This window comes from Acidaminococcus sp., assembly GCA_022482815.1.
GTDB lineage: Bacteria > Bacillota > Negativicutes > Acidaminococcales > Acidaminococcaceae > Acidaminococcus.
Genome location: JAKVOM010000001.1, coordinates 936431 through 953443, shown reverse-complemented (window position 1 = coordinate 953443; position 17013 = coordinate 936431). Strand labels below are relative to the sequence as shown.

At 48.3% G+C, this 17013-nt stretch carries 12 protein-coding genes; 1 reads left to right on the top strand and 11 read right to left on the bottom strand.

The window, feature by feature from the left end:
- The first annotated feature begins 258 nt into the window (after positions 1-258).
- Entirely contained in the window at positions 259-1887 is a 1629-nt protein-coding gene (locus LKE33_04195; protein MCH3950127.1) for an IS1182 family transposase, read from the top strand.
- Positions 1888-2104: 217 nt separating this feature from the next.
- On the opposite strand, the gene LKE33_04190 is transcribed toward LKE33_04195, so the two are convergent.
- The 11 genes from LKE33_04190 to hutH form a co-directional block, all read right to left on the bottom strand.
- A complete protein-coding gene (locus tag LKE33_04190; GenBank protein ID MCH3950126.1) occupies positions 2105-3235 on the bottom strand; it encodes a sodium ion-translocating decarboxylase subunit beta in 1131 nt (376 codons plus the stop codon).
- Between the two features lie 37 nt (positions 3236-3272).
- On the bottom strand, positions 3273-3716 hold the full coding sequence (locus LKE33_04185; protein MCH3950125.1) for a biotin/lipoyl-binding protein: 444 nt from the start codon (positions 3714-3716) through the stop codon (positions 3273-3275).
- 104 nt (positions 3717-3820) lie between these two features.
- Positions 3821-4144, bottom strand: a complete 324-nt coding sequence (locus tag LKE33_04180) for an OadG family protein (protein ID MCH3950124.1) — start codon at positions 4142-4144, stop codon at positions 3821-3823.
- A 44-nt stretch (positions 4145-4188) separates the two neighbouring features.
- Entirely contained in the window at positions 4189-5724 is a 1536-nt protein-coding gene (locus LKE33_04175) for a methylmalonyl-CoA carboxyltransferase (protein ID MCH3950123.1), read from the bottom strand.
- A gap of 304 nt (positions 5725-6028) precedes the next feature.
- Complete coding sequence (locus LKE33_04170; GenBank protein ID MCH3950122.1) at positions 6029-7324, bottom strand: 4Fe-4S binding protein; 1296 nt, start codon at positions 7322-7324, stop codon at positions 6029-6031.
- 21 nt (positions 7325-7345) lie between these two features.
- Entirely contained in the window at positions 7346-7756 is a 411-nt protein-coding gene (locus tag LKE33_04165; GenBank protein MCH3950121.1) for an ATP-binding protein, read from the bottom strand.
- Between the two features lies 1 nt (position 7757).
- Complete coding sequence (locus tag LKE33_04160) at positions 7758-8126, bottom strand: DRTGG domain-containing protein (GenBank protein MCH3950120.1); 369 nt, start codon at positions 8124-8126, stop codon at positions 7758-7760.
- A gap of 19 nt (positions 8127-8145) precedes the next feature.
- Complete coding sequence (locus LKE33_04155; protein MCH3950119.1) at positions 8146-11193, bottom strand: AAA family ATPase; 3048 nt, start codon at positions 11191-11193, stop codon at positions 8146-8148.
- 307 nt (positions 11194-11500) lie between these two features.
- Positions 11501-12745, bottom strand: a complete 1245-nt coding sequence (gene hutI, locus LKE33_04150) for an imidazolonepropionase (protein MCH3950118.1) — start codon at positions 12743-12745, stop codon at positions 11501-11503.
- A gap of 92 nt (positions 12746-12837) precedes the next feature.
- Positions 12838-14886, bottom strand: coding sequence for a urocanate hydratase (locus LKE33_04145; protein MCH3950117.1), 2049 nt, complete (start codon positions 14884-14886; stop codon positions 12838-12840).
- 517 nt (positions 14887-15403) lie between these two features.
- Positions 15404-16966, bottom strand: a complete 1563-nt coding sequence (hutH, locus tag LKE33_04140) for a histidine ammonia-lyase (protein ID MCH3950116.1) — start codon at positions 16964-16966, stop codon at positions 15404-15406.
- Positions 16967-17013: the final 47 nt, after the last annotated feature.

Here is a 17013-nt window from a genome sequence, read left to right as displayed (position 1 = left end):
TAAAAAGCGCTTTTGGCCTATGGCATATAGCCTCGTCTGCGACAGTGTGTTAAAGCTTTTGATTCAAGTGAAATATGATATAAAACCTAAAAACTATCCTCCATCGCTGCGCGATTCTCCTCCTTCCGACTTCGTGGAAGGAGGTGGCAGAGGAATGGGACTGTCGCATTTTGCGACGGCCCCTTTTGTATCAAAAACAAGGTAAAAGCAAGGCGCGGCCTCATTGAATGAGACCGCGCCTTGGTGTAGAATTTAAATATGCCAAAAAAGAAACCTACACAAAAGGATTATACAAAAATTGGCAGTTCTTATCAACTTTTTCTTCCTCTAAATTTTGAAGTACAAATCCCTAATGACGATCCTGTTCGCTTGGTGCGTGCCATGGTAGAAGGGATGGATGTAAAGGCATTGTATGACACGTATTCTCATGTCGAAAATAAATTAACGTCACCAATTCAGCTGCTGGAAATCGTCATTTATGCATGTATGGAAGGAATTCGTGGTTCGCGTAAGATAGAGCAATCCTGTAAAAGAGACACTCATTTCATGTTCCTCTTAGATGGGAAAAAAGCTCCGGATAATGCAACCATTGCAAGATTTTGTTCCCTCCATCTAAAACCATGTATCAAGGAGCTCATGATTCAGATGGATAAATGGCTGCTGGCTCGCGGGTTCATCACGCTGGATAGCCTGTTCATCGATGGGACAAAAATTGAATCTGTGGCAAACAAATACAAATTTGTTTGGAAAAACAGAGTCTTAGGCAGCCAGAACAAACTCATAGAGAAACTGGAGCAACTGGTTCCCGAAATCGAGGAACGTTTCGGAATCAAGGTCTGTTACGGAAACACTTTCCACATCCGTCATTTAAAGAAGCTCCTAAAAAAACTGCTTGTCATAAAGCGGGCTGAGGGAATCGAGTTTGTTCACGGATGTGGGAAAAGAAAGACCATCCTACAGAAGTACTATGAGATTTTAGCTAACTATCTCAAACGGCTTAAGGTGTATACGAAGCAGCTTCATATCTGTGGGGAACGGAACAGCTTTGCCAAAACAGACCCGGATGCTACCTTTATGAGGATGAAAGAAGACGCCATGCTTAATGGCGCCTTAAAGCCGGGATACAATGTCCAATATGCAAACAATTCCGGTTTTACCTTGTTTGCAGATGTAAGTGCACATCCAACAGACATGCGGACACTCATTCCTTTTCTTGAAGGATTTGAAGCCCACTTCGGTCAGAAATTTGCAAACATTGTAGCCGATGCAGGCTATGAAAGCGAAGAGAACTTGGTCTGGCTGAAGAAGAATCAGTATACTTCATATATCAAGCCTAACAATTATGAAAGAAGCAAGAGGAAAAAGTATAAGAACGACATCGGCAAAGCAGAAAACATGACATATTTGCCTGATCAAGACATGTATATCTGTAAAGGCAGGAGACTGCTGAAAGTCAGCAAAGTAACCCAGGTAAAGAACCGGTCGGGATATGTGTCAGAGAAAACATATTACGAATGTAAGGACTGCAGCGGTTGTCCCTACAAGGAACAGTGCATCCATGGGAACAATTGCAGGACACCCATGGAGAAAAGAAACAAGAAATTAGTGGTCTCGAAGAATTTTGCTGCATTGAGGGCAGAATCCCTGAAGAACATTACTTCCGAATATGGTAAGGAACTGAGGATGAACCGCAGTATACAGGCAGAAGGAGCCTTTGCGGATCTCAAGGATTCATTAAATGTCAGAAGACTAGAAACCCGAGGCAAAGGAAATGCCCTGGTAACAGTGGGAATATGTGCCATGGCACGGAATGTCTTGAAGGTTCATCACAAAGTTCAAGACGGCAAAGAGGATTTGCACTTGTATCCGCTGAAAAAAGAGGCCTAAAAGATACAAAAAGAGCGCTCGAAAAAAGCAACTTAGGGTTGCTTAATTTCGTGCGCCCTTTTTTCATCTCAAAACATATTCAACTAAAAAATAAGGCAAATTGGGGCCTTTAGCAAGTTATTTCAGGGATTAAAAATCGGTCACTTGCGACAGCCCCTTAATTAATATAAAAAACAACGTCCTTCCCATTTGGGAAGGACGTTGTTCAAGACCGACCTTATTTTGCAGGTCCAATCATAGCCAACATCGTACCGGCGGCAACAGCCGTACCGATAACGCCAGCCACGTTCGGGCCCATAGCATGCATCAACAGGAAATTACTTGGGTTGGCTTTCTGACCTACAACCTGAGATACGCGGGCAGCCATAGGAACGGCAGATACGCCGGCGCTGCCAATCAGCGGATTCGTCTTGCCGTGGTCAAGGATGCACATAAGTTTACCAAAGATAACACCAGCGGCGGTACCACCGGCAAAGGCAACCAGACCCAGGAAGATAATCAGGATGGTTTGATAAGTCAGGAAGCTTTCAGCCTTCATGGTAAGACCTGTACCAGTTGCCAGCATGATAGTAACGGTGTTCATCAAAGCGTTCTGAGCCGTATCGGACAAACGTCCGAGGCAGCCAGCTTCGGTGAAGAGGTTACCCAGCATCAGCATACCGATCAGAGAGCATACGGAAGGCAGAAGCAGGGAAATGAAAATGGTGCAGACAATCGGGAATACCACTTTTTCAAAGTGGGAAACCGTACGCAGCTGAGCCATCTTAATCTTACGGTCTTCTTTGGAAGTAAACAGCTTCATAATAGGCGGCTGAATCAGAGGGACCAAAGACATGTAGGAATAAGCGGCAACAGCGATTGCACCTAACAGATGAGGAGCCATCTTAGTGGCCAGATAAATGGAAGTCGGGCCATCAGCACCGCCAATGATACCGATAGCAGCAGCTTCGCGGACATTGAAGCCCAGCAGCATGGCACCCAGCAGCGCTACGAACACGCCGGCCTGAGCAGCAGCACCAAGGAGCAGCGTCTTCGGGTTAGCAATCAGTGGGCCAAAGTCAGTCATAGCACCTACGCCCATGAAAATGAGCGGAGGGAAGACTTCGTATTTGATACCAGCCAGGATCAGCTTCATAACACCAGGATCGGTTTCGAACCCGGTTTTAGGAATATTAGCCAGCAGGCACCCGAAGGCAATCGGGGTCAGAAGCAGCGGTTCAAACCCTTTTACAATGGCAAGGTAGAGCAGGATGCAGCCTACCAGCATCATGATGGCATTGCCCATCGTAAAAGCTGTAAATCCGCTGTCTGTGATAATAGACTGCAGAGCTACAAGAAAAGCATCCATATTCTTACGTCCTCCTTATTAAGCAGGTGGCGTGAGATTAGAGAACAACCATCACGTCACCGGTAGCAACGGTATCGCCAGCGCTTACACGGACGTCAGAAACAGTACCGTCTTCCGGAGCCATGATTTCGTTCTGCATCTTCATAGCTTCCAGAATCAGCAGGACATCACCGGCTTCAACTTTGTCGCCGGGTTTAACGTTAACGGACAGAACCTTACCAGGCATAGGAGCTTCTACAGTTACAGAGCCGGCAGGTGCAGCAGCAGCTTCCTTCTTAGGAGCAGGAGCAGCAGCAGGAGCAGCCTGTGCAGGAGCAGCAGCAGGAGCAGCGGCAGGAGCAGCAGCTACAGGAGCAGCAGCAGGGGCAGCAGCGGCAGCAGGAGCAGCCGGAGCAACAGGAGCAGCGGAAACGGCGCCGCCAACTTCTTCAACTTCTACTTGGTAAACAGTACCATTAACGTTTACATTAAATTTTCTCATTACAATAACCTCCTAATTTTCCTTACTTGCTTGATGTTTATTGTTTTATCCGCTCAAGCGGCATTCACATACTTTTCCCCTGATAAACAGCCCTCCTCTGTTTATCAGAAAAAGTGATGAGGCAGAGCCATCGGCTCCATCTTTTTCTTATGCTCGGCAATTGCAGCTGCCAGGGCCGCGGCCATTGCATCGTCCTCATCTTGTACGAGTGCTAATACAGCTGCGATAGCAGCCACCTTTTCCTCTTCCTGTCTTGCAGCAGCTGCTGCAGAAGCAGGTTTAGCCGGAACCGGTTTTTTGGCCTGCGGTTTCTTGTTCTTTGTCGGGTCAATCCAATAAATAATCTTCATCAGAATACCCAGGACAATCAGCACGCCGAACACAATCGTCATGTTGATTAGTGCAATTAACCAAGGGTTTTCAGTCATGAATGTCACCTCTCTTTCCTGTTGATGAATGAATTATATCAAAATCACAGAGGAATGTTACCATGTTTCTTTTCTGGTCGGTCTTCCTGCTTTGATTTTAACATACGCAGAGCTTTAATCAGCGTCGGGCGAGTAACCTTCGGTTCGATAACCATTTCAACCATACCGTGCTTGGCAGCATAGTACGGAGTAGCAAAGTTCTGAATATATTCCTGGGTCTTTGCTTCCACGTCGTCTTCATGACGGAAAATAATCTTGGCAGCGCCCTGAGGCCCCATGACAGCGATTTCGGCTGTCGGCCATGCAATGACGTGATCCGCACCCAGATCCTGGGCACACATAGCCAGATAAGCACCCCCGTAAGCCTTACGCGTTACCAGCGTAATCTTCGGCACCGTGGCTTCGCAGTATGCATACAGCATCTTGGCACCATGACGGATAATGCCGCCGTATTCCTGGTCAGTTCCCGGCAGGAAGCCCGGAACATCAACAATGTTAATCAGCGGAATATTGAAGGCGTCGCAGAAACGAATGAAACGGGCCGCTTTATCGGACGCGTTAATATCAAGGCAACCGGCCATGATGCGCGGCTGGTTAGCAATGATACCTACCGTGCTGCCGTCCATGCGGGCAAGGCAGGTAATGATATTGCGGGCATACATTCTATGCGGTTCTACATACTCACCGTTATCAACGATGCTGCGGATTACTTTGTACATATCGTACGGGAGATGGGATCCGTCCGGAACAATCGTATTCAGACTTTCATCCGTCCGGTAAGCACTGTCGCCAGTTTCATACACAGGCGGTTTTTCACGGTTATTAGACGGAAGGAAACTCAACAGATAACGGATCTGTTCCAAACAGTCCGCATCGTTTTCCGCCGGGAAATCAGCAACGCCGGAACGCGTGGTGTGAGTAAAAGTGCCGCCCAGGTCTTCCTGACCAACGTCTTCACCCGTAACGGATTTTACGACCTCAGGCCCCGTAATAAACATCTTGGAGCTCTTTTTCACCATGTAGATGAAATCCGTCAGTGCCGGGCTGTATACCGCACCGCCGGCACAAGGTCCCATAATAGCGGAAATCTGAGGAATAACCCCGGATGCCTTGGTGTTCTGCATGAACATCTTACCAAAGCCGGCCAGTGCATCCGTAGCCTCCTGAATACGGGCACCACCGGAATCGGACATACCAACAATCGGAGCTCCTACTTTGAGTGCCATGGCCTGAACCTTGGCAATCTTATTTGCATGCATTTCACCAAGGCTGCCGCCTTCTACGGTAAAATCCTGGGCATAGACAAATACCGTACGGCCGTTTACCGTACCATACCCTGTGACTACGCCGTCACCGGCCAGATATTTCTTTTCCTGGCCAAAATTAGAGCAGCGATGCTCAACAAATTTATCGAGTTCTACAAAACTTCCTTTATCCAGAAAAGCATCGATGCGTTCCCGTGCGGTCATTTTACCGGAATCATGCTGCTTGGCAACTCTCTTGGCACCACCACCGGCCTCGATCTTTTCATAACGTGCGAGTAAATCCTGAATCTTTTCAGCTGTAGTCAAATAACGCACCTCCCTGACAACAGAACATACAGTCCTATTCTCTTAAAGCAATAGCACAATTCTAACATAAAAGCTCAATCATTAACAAGTTTTTTATACAAAATCCTTGAATAATTCTATGACTTGTGCCTGCGTTTATCCGCGTCACCGTCCGACAGAGGAAAATTGCATTTTTTCTGCCGCCCGACTGCCTCAAAACTGCATACTCAATCATAACAATTTTTCTGACAACTAGCAAGGGAAATGCCGCTGCAAAAAGAAAAACTTTTTTAAACACGGCCATCACATTTTCCCAAACTTCACATAGAAGAAATCAGGGAGAACATGTGCAAGCTTCCCTCTTTTTCATAATGCAGTCTTCCTTCCGGGCGTAGCCGCGCACTACATCCTCGGCAAAGCTGCGGCACGTCGGTGCGCCGCAGGCCCCGCAGTCAAGCTGAGGCAATTCTTTTTCCAGCGCTGTGAGAGTCTCCATTTTCTCCAATGCTTTTCCAAAGTCGGCATCCAGCGGCGGCGCCGGTTTCGGCTGAAGCGGTTTTATATAAGCGGCTGATTTTGGAAAATCTTCACAAATGCGGGCTGCCCTCATGGCTTCTCTCCGGTCTTCGAGCTCGCGGCCGCGCCGCAGTGCAATGCGTCGATTCAGGTTCTTCAGGGCGACGAACTTATTGACAGCCACACTTGGCCCGCCAATACAGCCGCCGGCACAAATGTAGCAGCAGATGTATTTCACATCTGAAAGGTTTCCGAGCATAACCTGCTGGAGCACTTCATCTACATCCTGTGGACCGCTCACAGCCAGGGCGTTCTTTTCACCCATAGCCTCTACTTCTCCCGTCTTCACCCCCCAGCTAAGCCCGTAGGAAGTTCCAAGGGGTATCGAGGGAAACTCATTACGCTCGGCCCGCAGTTTTTTGACTGCCTTGGTCAGCGGGGCAAACAAAGACGACAGTGTAAACGAACCGGTCACAGCAGTATGGGCCACGTCGACGGATTGATGGATATTCGTTCCTTTAGCCGGACAAGGCGACAAAAACCAGATGCCAACCTTGTCAGGATCAAGCTGAAGGCGCTTGCTTGTTTCCCTCCGGACGTAAATGGCCGCCGCTTCCGCCGGTGCCAGCACCGGAATCACATGCTTCAGAAGCTCCGGATACTTTGTCTGAATCAGACGCAGTACGGCAGGACAAGCGGAAGAAATCACCGGAAACGGTCCTTCATGGTGCTTCAGGAAATTTTCCATCTCCTCGCTGATATAATCACCGGCAAGAGGCACGTCAAAAGCCGAATCAAAGCCGATTTCTTTGAGGCCCGCCCACAGCACGGAAGCCGGAATATCACTGCCGAACTGTGCGTAAAAAGACGGTGTTACGAGTGCGATATTAACTTTATAGTTGGCCAGTTCCGAAAGTGGTTCCGCCAGAGTTTCCACGGCATGAGTCGGACAGTGACGGACACACTCACCGCAGTCAATGCATCGATTCGTAATGATTACGGCCTTGCCGCGGCGAACACGGATAGCCTGGACAAGACAGTTTTTGACACACAGGAGACAGCCGGTACAGCGCTCCTTGTTGATATAAACGGAATTCAGATAGGAACTCTCCACAGACCTCACCTGCACTTTCTATCAACAATTAAATGTCATTGTTACAGTCGTACCCTCGCCCGGTGTCGTATTGATGACCATGTCATCAGATACCTTTTTCATATTCGGCAGTCCCATACCGGCTCCGAACCCTTTGGCACGGATTTCTTCGGAGGCCGTAGACCACCCTTCCTGCATCGCCTTTCCCACATCGGGAATACCGGGACCGTGGTCGCTGATGATGATTTTGATCGCTTTTCCGTCAATTTCGGCTTTCACGGTACCACCGCCCCCATGAATGAGGCAGTTAATCTCCCCTTCGTAAGTCCCGATGGCAATCCGACGGATCAGCTCCGGAGAAAGGCCCAGTTTCTGCAGCAGCTCCTTCAGGGAAATAGAAGCTGCGCCTGCCCGTTCAAAATCATCTTTAGCTACTGTATATTCTCTTTCCACGTCAGCGCTTCTCCGCGTCTTTGGCCGTACAGCCGCGGATTCCCAACTGGTACAGACGGCCGCAGGCTTCAAACATAGTGCATTTGGTATAAAGAACGGGGATATTCTTCGCCTTGGCGGCACGCAGCACATCCTGTTCCGGATGTTTATCGCGGACAAAGACAAGTGCGGCCACGTCGCTGACGTCAGCTGTTCTGACAACCTGAATATTGAGCAGACCGGTCAACAGAATAGCCTTTTCCTTGGCATAAGCCAGCACATCACTCATCATATCGCTGCCGCACGCCGTCTTGACTTCCCGGTTCAGCAGATTTTCTCCGGAAACGACCTGGGCCTGCAGCACATCCACAGCTTGCTGTAACGTAATCATATTCGTTCCTCCTTCATCCTTACCTTCTGGTAATACAGAACAATTTTTCTAATTCCTGGCGTTCCCATGCATCCCGGTACTGGTCCAGAACCTGCAGGGCCCGCGTTGCATAACTTGACATGCTTCCCGGATAATGACTTGCCAGCGCCGATTCCGGGTAACCATGCTTGACCAAAGCAATGACCATATAGACATATCCGGCTTCCCGGGGATTATTCATCTTCCCCAGTTTAGCCAGGGCGTCATCCAAAAACTTTTGAGCTTCTTTCTCTTTTCCATCCTGCATATTAAGCAGCGCCAGATACGCTTCAACAATCGGGTGCCGCCAATAGAAATTATAACGGGGGAAGAGCTCATAAGCCTGATTAAAATACTGTTTCGCCAGGTCATATTGTTTCATTTCATAGGACACAATACCGGCGTTGCAGGAAAAAACAACCCACGAACTATAGGCGTCTTGATTCGAAGCATACTGCATTGCCTCTTTGTAAAAATCAAGGGCCTCCTGCAGCCGGCCCTGACCGCGGCGGATTTCACCAAGGTAATTATAGGCACCGGCAATATTCAGAGCATACCGGCGCTGGACACTCTGTGTAACCATAAGCGTCGAGATGGATTCCCGGAGCAGACGTTCCGCCTCTTTGAAGTCGCCCTGCATAATCATGTTCAGGCCCTTCAGTCTCAGCAGGATACCCATTTCCTTGTGGTAGTTGCACTCATCAGCCACATTGAGGGCAAGCTCCAGGTAATTTTTCATTTCTTCCGTATTGCCAATCTGGATATCATAATAAATCATCTGCTTGTAACCCATAAGCAGGTAATCCAGATTATGGACTTCACCGGCAAGTTCCAGCAGACTCAGAATGTTGCGGACACCCTTTTCATATTCACCGGTCCGGATATAATGGCGTCCCATGAGATGCATGTAGGTCATTTCCAGATCCTTGACCTCGGCCGTATCCCCGTAGGTCCGATGGATCGTATGCATCATCTCATTGACTTCGGCAAGAAATTCGTCCAGATGAAGCTCCATGGAAGTGCTTTCCGCCCGGTCTTCCTGGCCGTCGCTGCTGTTTAAAACAGGGAAAAGTTCGTTGCTGAAGTCCAGATAATACATGAGGGTCTTCAGTTTGTAGCGCCCCATGTTGACCAGCTCGCCTGCTTCTTTGTAATGATATTCAAGGTGGCGATAAATCCGGATATCCTGAGTGGAGTGCGTCAGGCGCTTTTCCCACAGTTCAGCCACAAAGCCATGCAAAATCCGGCATTTTTCCGGAGACAGCTGGGAGTGAAGATAGTCCTTTAGTTTCTGCTGAACGATTTCATAGAGCACCTCAGGCTGCTGCGGAATCGGACGGATAAAGTTTTTCTTTTCCAGTACTTCCAGGCTTTCCAAAACCTGAAGATTACTCATATGCATATATTCCGAAATCATGGCCAGCGGCGCACCGTCATAGAAGAGCGAAATAAAATCCAGGATCTTGCGCTGATCATCATTCAGTGTCATACACTCACTCTTAAAGATCGCCCGGACGTTTTCGGTCAGATTATCCAGACTGCCCGTCGTCTTCAGAGCCATCATGTACTCATTCAGAAGGAATAAATTCCCTTCCGACTCGTCATAAAGACGCTGCACCAGCTTATCATCTACCTTGACCCCCAGGTCACGCTGCTCGGCCAAGTGCCGCACGTCCTCCAAAGAAAGAGTCTGCAAGTCAAAAATCTGCATCTTACCATACATGGAAACGGATGTTTCAAACTGCTGAAATTCCTTTTCCTGAGATTCCCGAGCCGTCAGGAAAAACATGAAACGGCGCGATTTCTTGTGAAGAATCAAACTGCTCAGCAGAGACAAGCTGAGCGTATCCATCCACTGCACATCCTCAAAGACGATTACGACGGGATGATTGGTCGTCACAGCATCCAGCACGGAATAAAGAGTATGGAAAATTGCATCAAACTTTAAAAGTTCCTTGATTTCCCCGAGTCCGACTTCTCTGCCTTCCGTCAGGTCAAGCTGTGGAAAAAGACGGTACAGGCGATTCGCATCGACATCGGGAACGCGGATATGTTCTTTCTGAATCATATTCCGCAGCCCTTCCATCACGTCCGTCCAGGGGCGCAGCAAAATATTCTGCTCCGGCTGATAACAGTGACACTGTATCACAGCCACATCAGGGGGAAGCGTTTTGAGTGCCATATCCTTCACAATAGTCTTGCCACTTCCGGCATCCCCGCGAAGCAGCAGTGTGTCTCCTCCGTCACCGCGCAGGAAATGCTGCAGGATTTCAGCTACAGCCTTTTGCTCTTTCTCACGGCCCGTAGCCGTATTTTCCATCTGCGGCTGTGTTTCAGCCTGTGCACTGCGCTCCCTGGCTTCGGCATGTTTCATCATGTCTTCGATTTCCGGAGGTACGCTGCTCTGCAGTTCCTCACGGAAAAGCTTCTTCATTTCGTCATACAGTTCCAAAGCCTGGCGCATATTCCCGGATTCACAATACGTCTTCAAAAGCAGAATGTAAATACTTTCGTCATATGGATTGTGTGCAATCAGCTGCTTTCCATACCTGGACACATGGGCCATATTGCGCGTGGCCACAGCTTCCTTCAATTTTTGAAAAAGAGCATCGATATAGATGCCTTCCAGCCGATCGCGCTCCGTCAGGTACCAGTTTTCATACTCGGGAGCATCCTTGATATAGAACCCCTGTAAAAAACTTCCCTGATACGTTTCCAGATGGTTGCCCGGATCCTCCTCAAACTGTTTGACATCCACAGTAAAGGAAACGTCCGGATTGACCTTGATAATGGCTTTTCGTGGAGATACGAAGACATCGTTCCCAAGCAGCTTCTTGGTCTCGTAGAGCGCATTACGCAAATTCTTTTTGGCAACGGCATCCGACTTATCACCCCACAGGATTCCGCTGAGCTCATCGCGCATGACGGTTCCCTTGACGAGAATATAATACACAAGGGCATTGACCTTGTTGTACGGGAAAAAGACTTCTTTCCCATCTTTTTTTATGACCGGTGCGCCAAGAAAGCGCGCTTCCAACTTACAAGACATGCCATCCTCCTCACCGTTCAAATAAAATCAGGCAACCGGTAGAAAATACTGATAAGTTTAAAAATCTTTTGATTTCAGTATTTTCCTCTCCAGTTAAAAACAACATACTACCCCATAATACCTATACATTATAATATAAAATCATACAGAAAACAAAGGAAAGAACGAGTTTACCAGTTTCAATATAGCAGCAGGAAGAAAACAGAAAAGAAAATCCTTTCGGGGAGTTTTATAAGACGCAAAAAGGGGCTGTGAAATAATGCGTGTGCATTATTTCACAGCCCCTTCTTATATAGAGTATTATAGGTTACCCGATGACAAGTTCACCTTTCTTGATGACCTTTTCGACAATATTGATGCCGGTATGGTATGGCAGGAACTTGTAAGAAGGATACTGCAGAATAACAATATCAGCCTGTTTGCCCGGTTCCAGCGTACCAATCCGGTCCGCACGGTCAACAGCGGCGGCACCGTTCAGAGTCAGTGCGGTAATCGCTTCTTCAGCACTCATGTGCATATAGATTACAGCCAGACCAATCATCAATGGTACAGAGAACGTAAAGCCGCTGCCCGGGTTGAAGTCCGTAGCAAGTGCCACAGCGCAGCCGGAATCAATCATTTCACGTGCACGGGCGAAAGGTTCACGCAGGCAGAAAGCCGTTGTCGGCAGCAGCGTAGAGACGACTTTGTTCTCTGCCATTGCTTTAATCCCTGCGTCGGAAGCGTGCAGCAGATGGTCAGCACTGGTAGCGTGCAGCTCACCGGCCAATTCACTGCCGCCCAGAGAAACAATCTCATCAGCGTGGATTTTCAGCTTAAAGCCCATCTTGCGGGCTTCCGTCAGTAAGTGACGGCTTTGTTCCACAGAGAATACGTCTTTTTCGCAGAAGACATCACAAAATTCAGCGAGATGCTCCTTGGCCACCGTCGGCATAACCTTCTTCAGCAGGAATTCGATGAAATCATCGCCCCGTCCTGCAAATTCAGGCGGTACAGCATGGGCTCCCAGGAATGTGGAAACAAGTTCAATGGGCTGGGAGGCATTGAGTTTCTGAGTTACATGAAGTTGTTTGATTTCCGTATCATAATCCTGGCCGTAGCCGCTCTTTGCTTCCACGGTCGTAACGCCCATGGCAAGCATCTTTTTTAAATGGTCCATGGCATGATCAGCCAATTCTTCTTCGGAAGCAGCACGAGTTGCCTTCATGGTATTTACGATGCCGCCGCCGCGGTTCATGATATCCATATAGCTCATACCGCCCATGCGCCACAGGAATTCATCCGGACGATAACCACCAAAAACGAGGTGAGTATGAGAGTCTACAAAGCCCGGCAAAACGGCCTTGCCGGCCGCATCAATTTGATTTTCTTCCGGAACTTTCTTTTCCCAGGAAGGATCGGTGCCAATGGCAGCAATTTTGCCATCCTCAACGAGGATAGAAGCGTTTTCGTAAATCTTCAAATTGCTCATTTCTTTGCCGAAATGAGCTTCTTTTCCCTGCGGAGTTACTATCTGGGCCGCATTTTTAATCAACAGAGTTTTTCCCATCATTCGGCTCCTTTTTCATATTCCTGTGAATACATGGAAAGCGATTGCCGCCCTGCGGCAGCAATCGCTTTCCGATTCAATTTAAAGTTGACACATTAGTCTTTGATGACATGAGCGGTCGGATAAACCTTAGCTACAGCATCATGGACTTTCTTATCGTCAGCCAGATACGGAATGGTCAGATGGCCAATGCCGGCACGGGTCTTGTTGAATTCAACAGCCGTTTCCATAGCATGTTCGTTGCGAGCCCAGCTGCGGCGTGCAACACCACTCATAACATCCCAGCTCAGAGCACTGCGGATAATCTCGTCTACACGATGGCTGCCGTCCAGTACCAGGCCGAAACCGCCGTTGATAGCCTTGCCGATACCAGTACCGCCGCCGTTATGGAGAGCTACCAGGCTCATGCCTCTGGCAGCGTTGCCAGCATAGGTCTGTACAGCCATATCAGCCATTACGTTAGAACCATCTTTGATGTTGGAAGTTTCACGGAACGGAGAATCCGTGCCGGATACGTCGTGGTGGTCGCGGCCCATCATGACAGGTCCGATTTCGCCCTTACGAACCATTTCGTTGAACTTCAGGGCAATATTTACACGACCCACTTCATCCTGATAGAGAATACGAGCCTGGGTACCAACAACGAGCTTATTCTTTTCAGCGTCGCGGATCCAGATATAGTTATCGCGGTCCTGATAACGACGGTTCGGATCGATGCAGCTCATGGCAGCCATATCGGTCTTATGCAGATCTTCCGGTTTGCCGCTCAGGCATACCCAGCGGAATGGGCCATAGCCGTAGTCGAACAGCTGCGGTCCCATAATATCTTCTACATAGGACGGCCAAATGAACCCGTCTTTATCGTCAATGCCGTTCTTGGAGATTTCCTTGACACCGGAATCAAACACAGCCTTCATGAAGGAGTTACCATAATCGAAGAAGTATACACCCTTGGCGGTGATTTTCTTCAGAGCATTGAAGTGAGCATGGAGAGACTTGTCAACCAGTTCACGGAAGTGTTTCGGATCTTCAGCCAGCATCTTCGTACGTTCGTCGAAGGTCAGGCCCTGCGGGCAGTAACCGCCGTTATAAGCGTTGTGGCAGGAAGTCTGGTCGGAAACCAGGTCTACATGAACATCATGGTCAGCAATGTATTCGAGCAGGTCTACAATGTTGCCATGGTAAGCATAGGCTTTGCCTTCGCCCTTAGCCATTGCATCCTGAGCCAGTTTGATAACTTCAGGAATAGAATCGGATTCGCCGGTAATCCAGCCCTGATCCAGACGGGTCTTGATACGGGATTCATCAACTTCAGCGATGATAGCAGCGCAGTTAGCAATGATAGCAGCCTTGCCCTGAGCACCACTCATGCCGCCCAGACCGGACGTTACGAAGAGTTTGCCGCTCAGGTCACCATCGTTAGGAATGCCCAGTTTCAGACGGCCGGCATTCAGGATGGTGTTGAACGTACCATGAACGATACCTTGCGGCCCAATGTACATCCAGCCGCCTGCAGTCATCTGACCGTAGTTAGCAACGCCCATTTCTTCAGCGATTTCCCAGTCTTTCAGGTTATCATATTCACCAACCATAAGACCGTTGGTAATAATGACTCTCGGAGCTTCCGGTTTAGAATGGAACAATCCTACAGGATGACCGGATTCCATAACCAAGGTCTGATCCGGTGTCATTTCTTCCAGATAGCGTTTAATCAACAGATACTGCATCCAGTCATGGCAAACGGAACCAGTTTCACCATAAGTAACGAGTTCATACGGATACAGAGCCACTTCGAAGTCCAGGTTGTTATCAATCATGACCTGGAAAGCTTTACCTTCAGTGCATTTGCCCTTGTATTCATTGATAGGCTTGCCATAAATACGGCCTTCCGGACGGAAACGATAACCATAGATACGGCCGCGGGTCGTCAATTCTTCCAGGAATTCAGGAATCAGTTCTTCATGATATTCTTCCGGAATATAACGGAGCGCGTTCTTCAGAGCCACTTCGGTCTGAGCAGGGGTCAGACGGAAACCACGATCCGGAGCTCTGCGGATACCTTCCACAAATTTTTTCTTTGGAGGCAGTCCGTTAGGAAATTCCAGTTTAATGGTCATAGCCTTTGCAATGTCAGCATTTTTCATGATTTGAATCCACTCCTTTTTTCTATATCACTTACGAGGAATCGCATTCTCTCGTTTCTTACGACCTTATTGTACGAAGCCTACATCAAAAAAACGTCTAATTTATTCAATTTTTAGCATATTTTTAAAATAATCTTTTTAGACGTTTTTTGACGGAAATAGAAGCTAAACGTCAATGAAATGACCAAAAACGTCCAAAAAACAACTTTTCCGTCAATAAAAAACAAAAATTAAAATAACTCAATCTACAAAAGAATGCCGCAGTCACGCAATGTCTACAGCATTCTCATTGAACACAATGTGGAAAACCATCCCTGCAAAAAAGCAACAGTTAATATTATTCCGGTACGGGCAGTCAGCTCAAAATTATGAACCAATCCGGTCGCCGAGCTGTCATGCCATCACGTGCCAGCCTCCTGGTAACCTGATGCAGCATAATTCGTACAGCACTTTCCGTTTCCCTCCAAAATTGAACAAAGCTCCCGATAAGCGGGAGCTTTGTTCGAGGGTATGGATTTTAGAAGAACTTGAGATCGACTTTTTCTTCAACTGCTTCAAGGATATCACCATCGGCAACCGTCTTGGTGATCTTCTGCAATTCGTCGAACATCTGGATATCCTTATCGTATTCAATGAACTTGTTGGATTTACGAACAGCGTTGTAAGCGGCCTGAGTACCATCGCCCAGATGGAAGCCTTCACCGTCGCGCAGGTCAATGGCCTGGCAGGCAGCGAGGATTTCGGTAGCGACGACACGACGAACGTTGCCGCAGATTTCTTCAGCTTTGCGGGCAGCGCAGGCACCCATGGAAACGAGGTCTTCCTGGTTTTCGCAGCTCGGGATGGAGTCTACGGAAGCAGGATGAGCCAGAACTTTGTTTTCGCTGACGAGAGCAGCGGCTGCATATTGCGTAATCATGAAGCCGGAGTTCAGGCCGGAATGCTTAACCAGGAAGGATGGGAATCCGGACAGAGAGTTGTTGATGGTACGTTCCAGACGACGTTCGGAAACGTTGGCGATTTCAGAAAGGCCAATGCCCAGGAAGTCGAACGGAAGAGCCATCGGTTCACCATGGAAGTTACCGCCGGAAATTACATCGCCATCCGGAAGCACAATCGGGTTATCCGTAGCGGAGTTGATTTCGATGTCTACCTTTTCTTTTACGAAGCCCAGCGCATCCTTGCTGGCGCCGTGAATTTGCGGCACGCAGCGGAGGGAGTACGGATCCTGAACTTTGAGTTCGCCCTGATGGGTTACGAAAGTACTGTTCTTCAGCAGGGAACGCATATTGTAGGCAGTATCGAGCTGGCCGCGATGCGGACGAATCGTATGCAGTCTTTCATCGAAAGCATCAATGATGCCGCGGTTAGCTTCAATCGTCAGGGCAGCAGCGATATCGCTTTGTTTCAGGAGCATCATGCCGTCCCACAGAGCGAAGGTGCCCATAGCGGTCAGGATCGGGGTACCATTGATGAGGCCCAGGCCTTCCTTAGCAACCAGTTTAATGATAGGAATGCCGGCTTTTTCCATAGCTTCCTTACCATCCATCAGCACGCCTTTATATTCTGCTTTGCCAAGGCCGAGCATCGGAAGTACCATGTGAGCCAGAGGAGCCAGGTCACCGGAAGCACCGAGGGAACCTTTTTCAGGAATATAAGGATGAACGCCTTTGTTAATCATGTCAACCAGGGTATTCAGGGTTTCCAGACGAACACCGGAGTAACCTTTAACCAGTGCGTTAGCACGAATCGTCATAGCGCAGCGGGTAACTTCGCGGGAAAGCGGGTTGCCGTAGCCGCAGCAATGGGTACGAATCAGGTTTTCCTGCAGCTGGCTGCAGTCTTCCTTAGAAATAGAAACGCGGCAGAGGGAACCGAAACCGGTCGTTACACCATAAACAACCTTTTCGTTTTCAACGATGTCATCAATCAGAGCACGAGAAGCTTTGATGCGGGCAACAGCATCCGGATCAACTTTGATCTTGGCGCCGTAGCGGGAAATAGCAATCAATTCTTCCAGGGTCAGGTCATTGCCATTCAGCGTAACTTCTTTGATAGCCTTTACATCCTTTAATAACATTTTAAATACATCCTCCTTAAACCTCTAAAAACTTTATTTCTTTTACT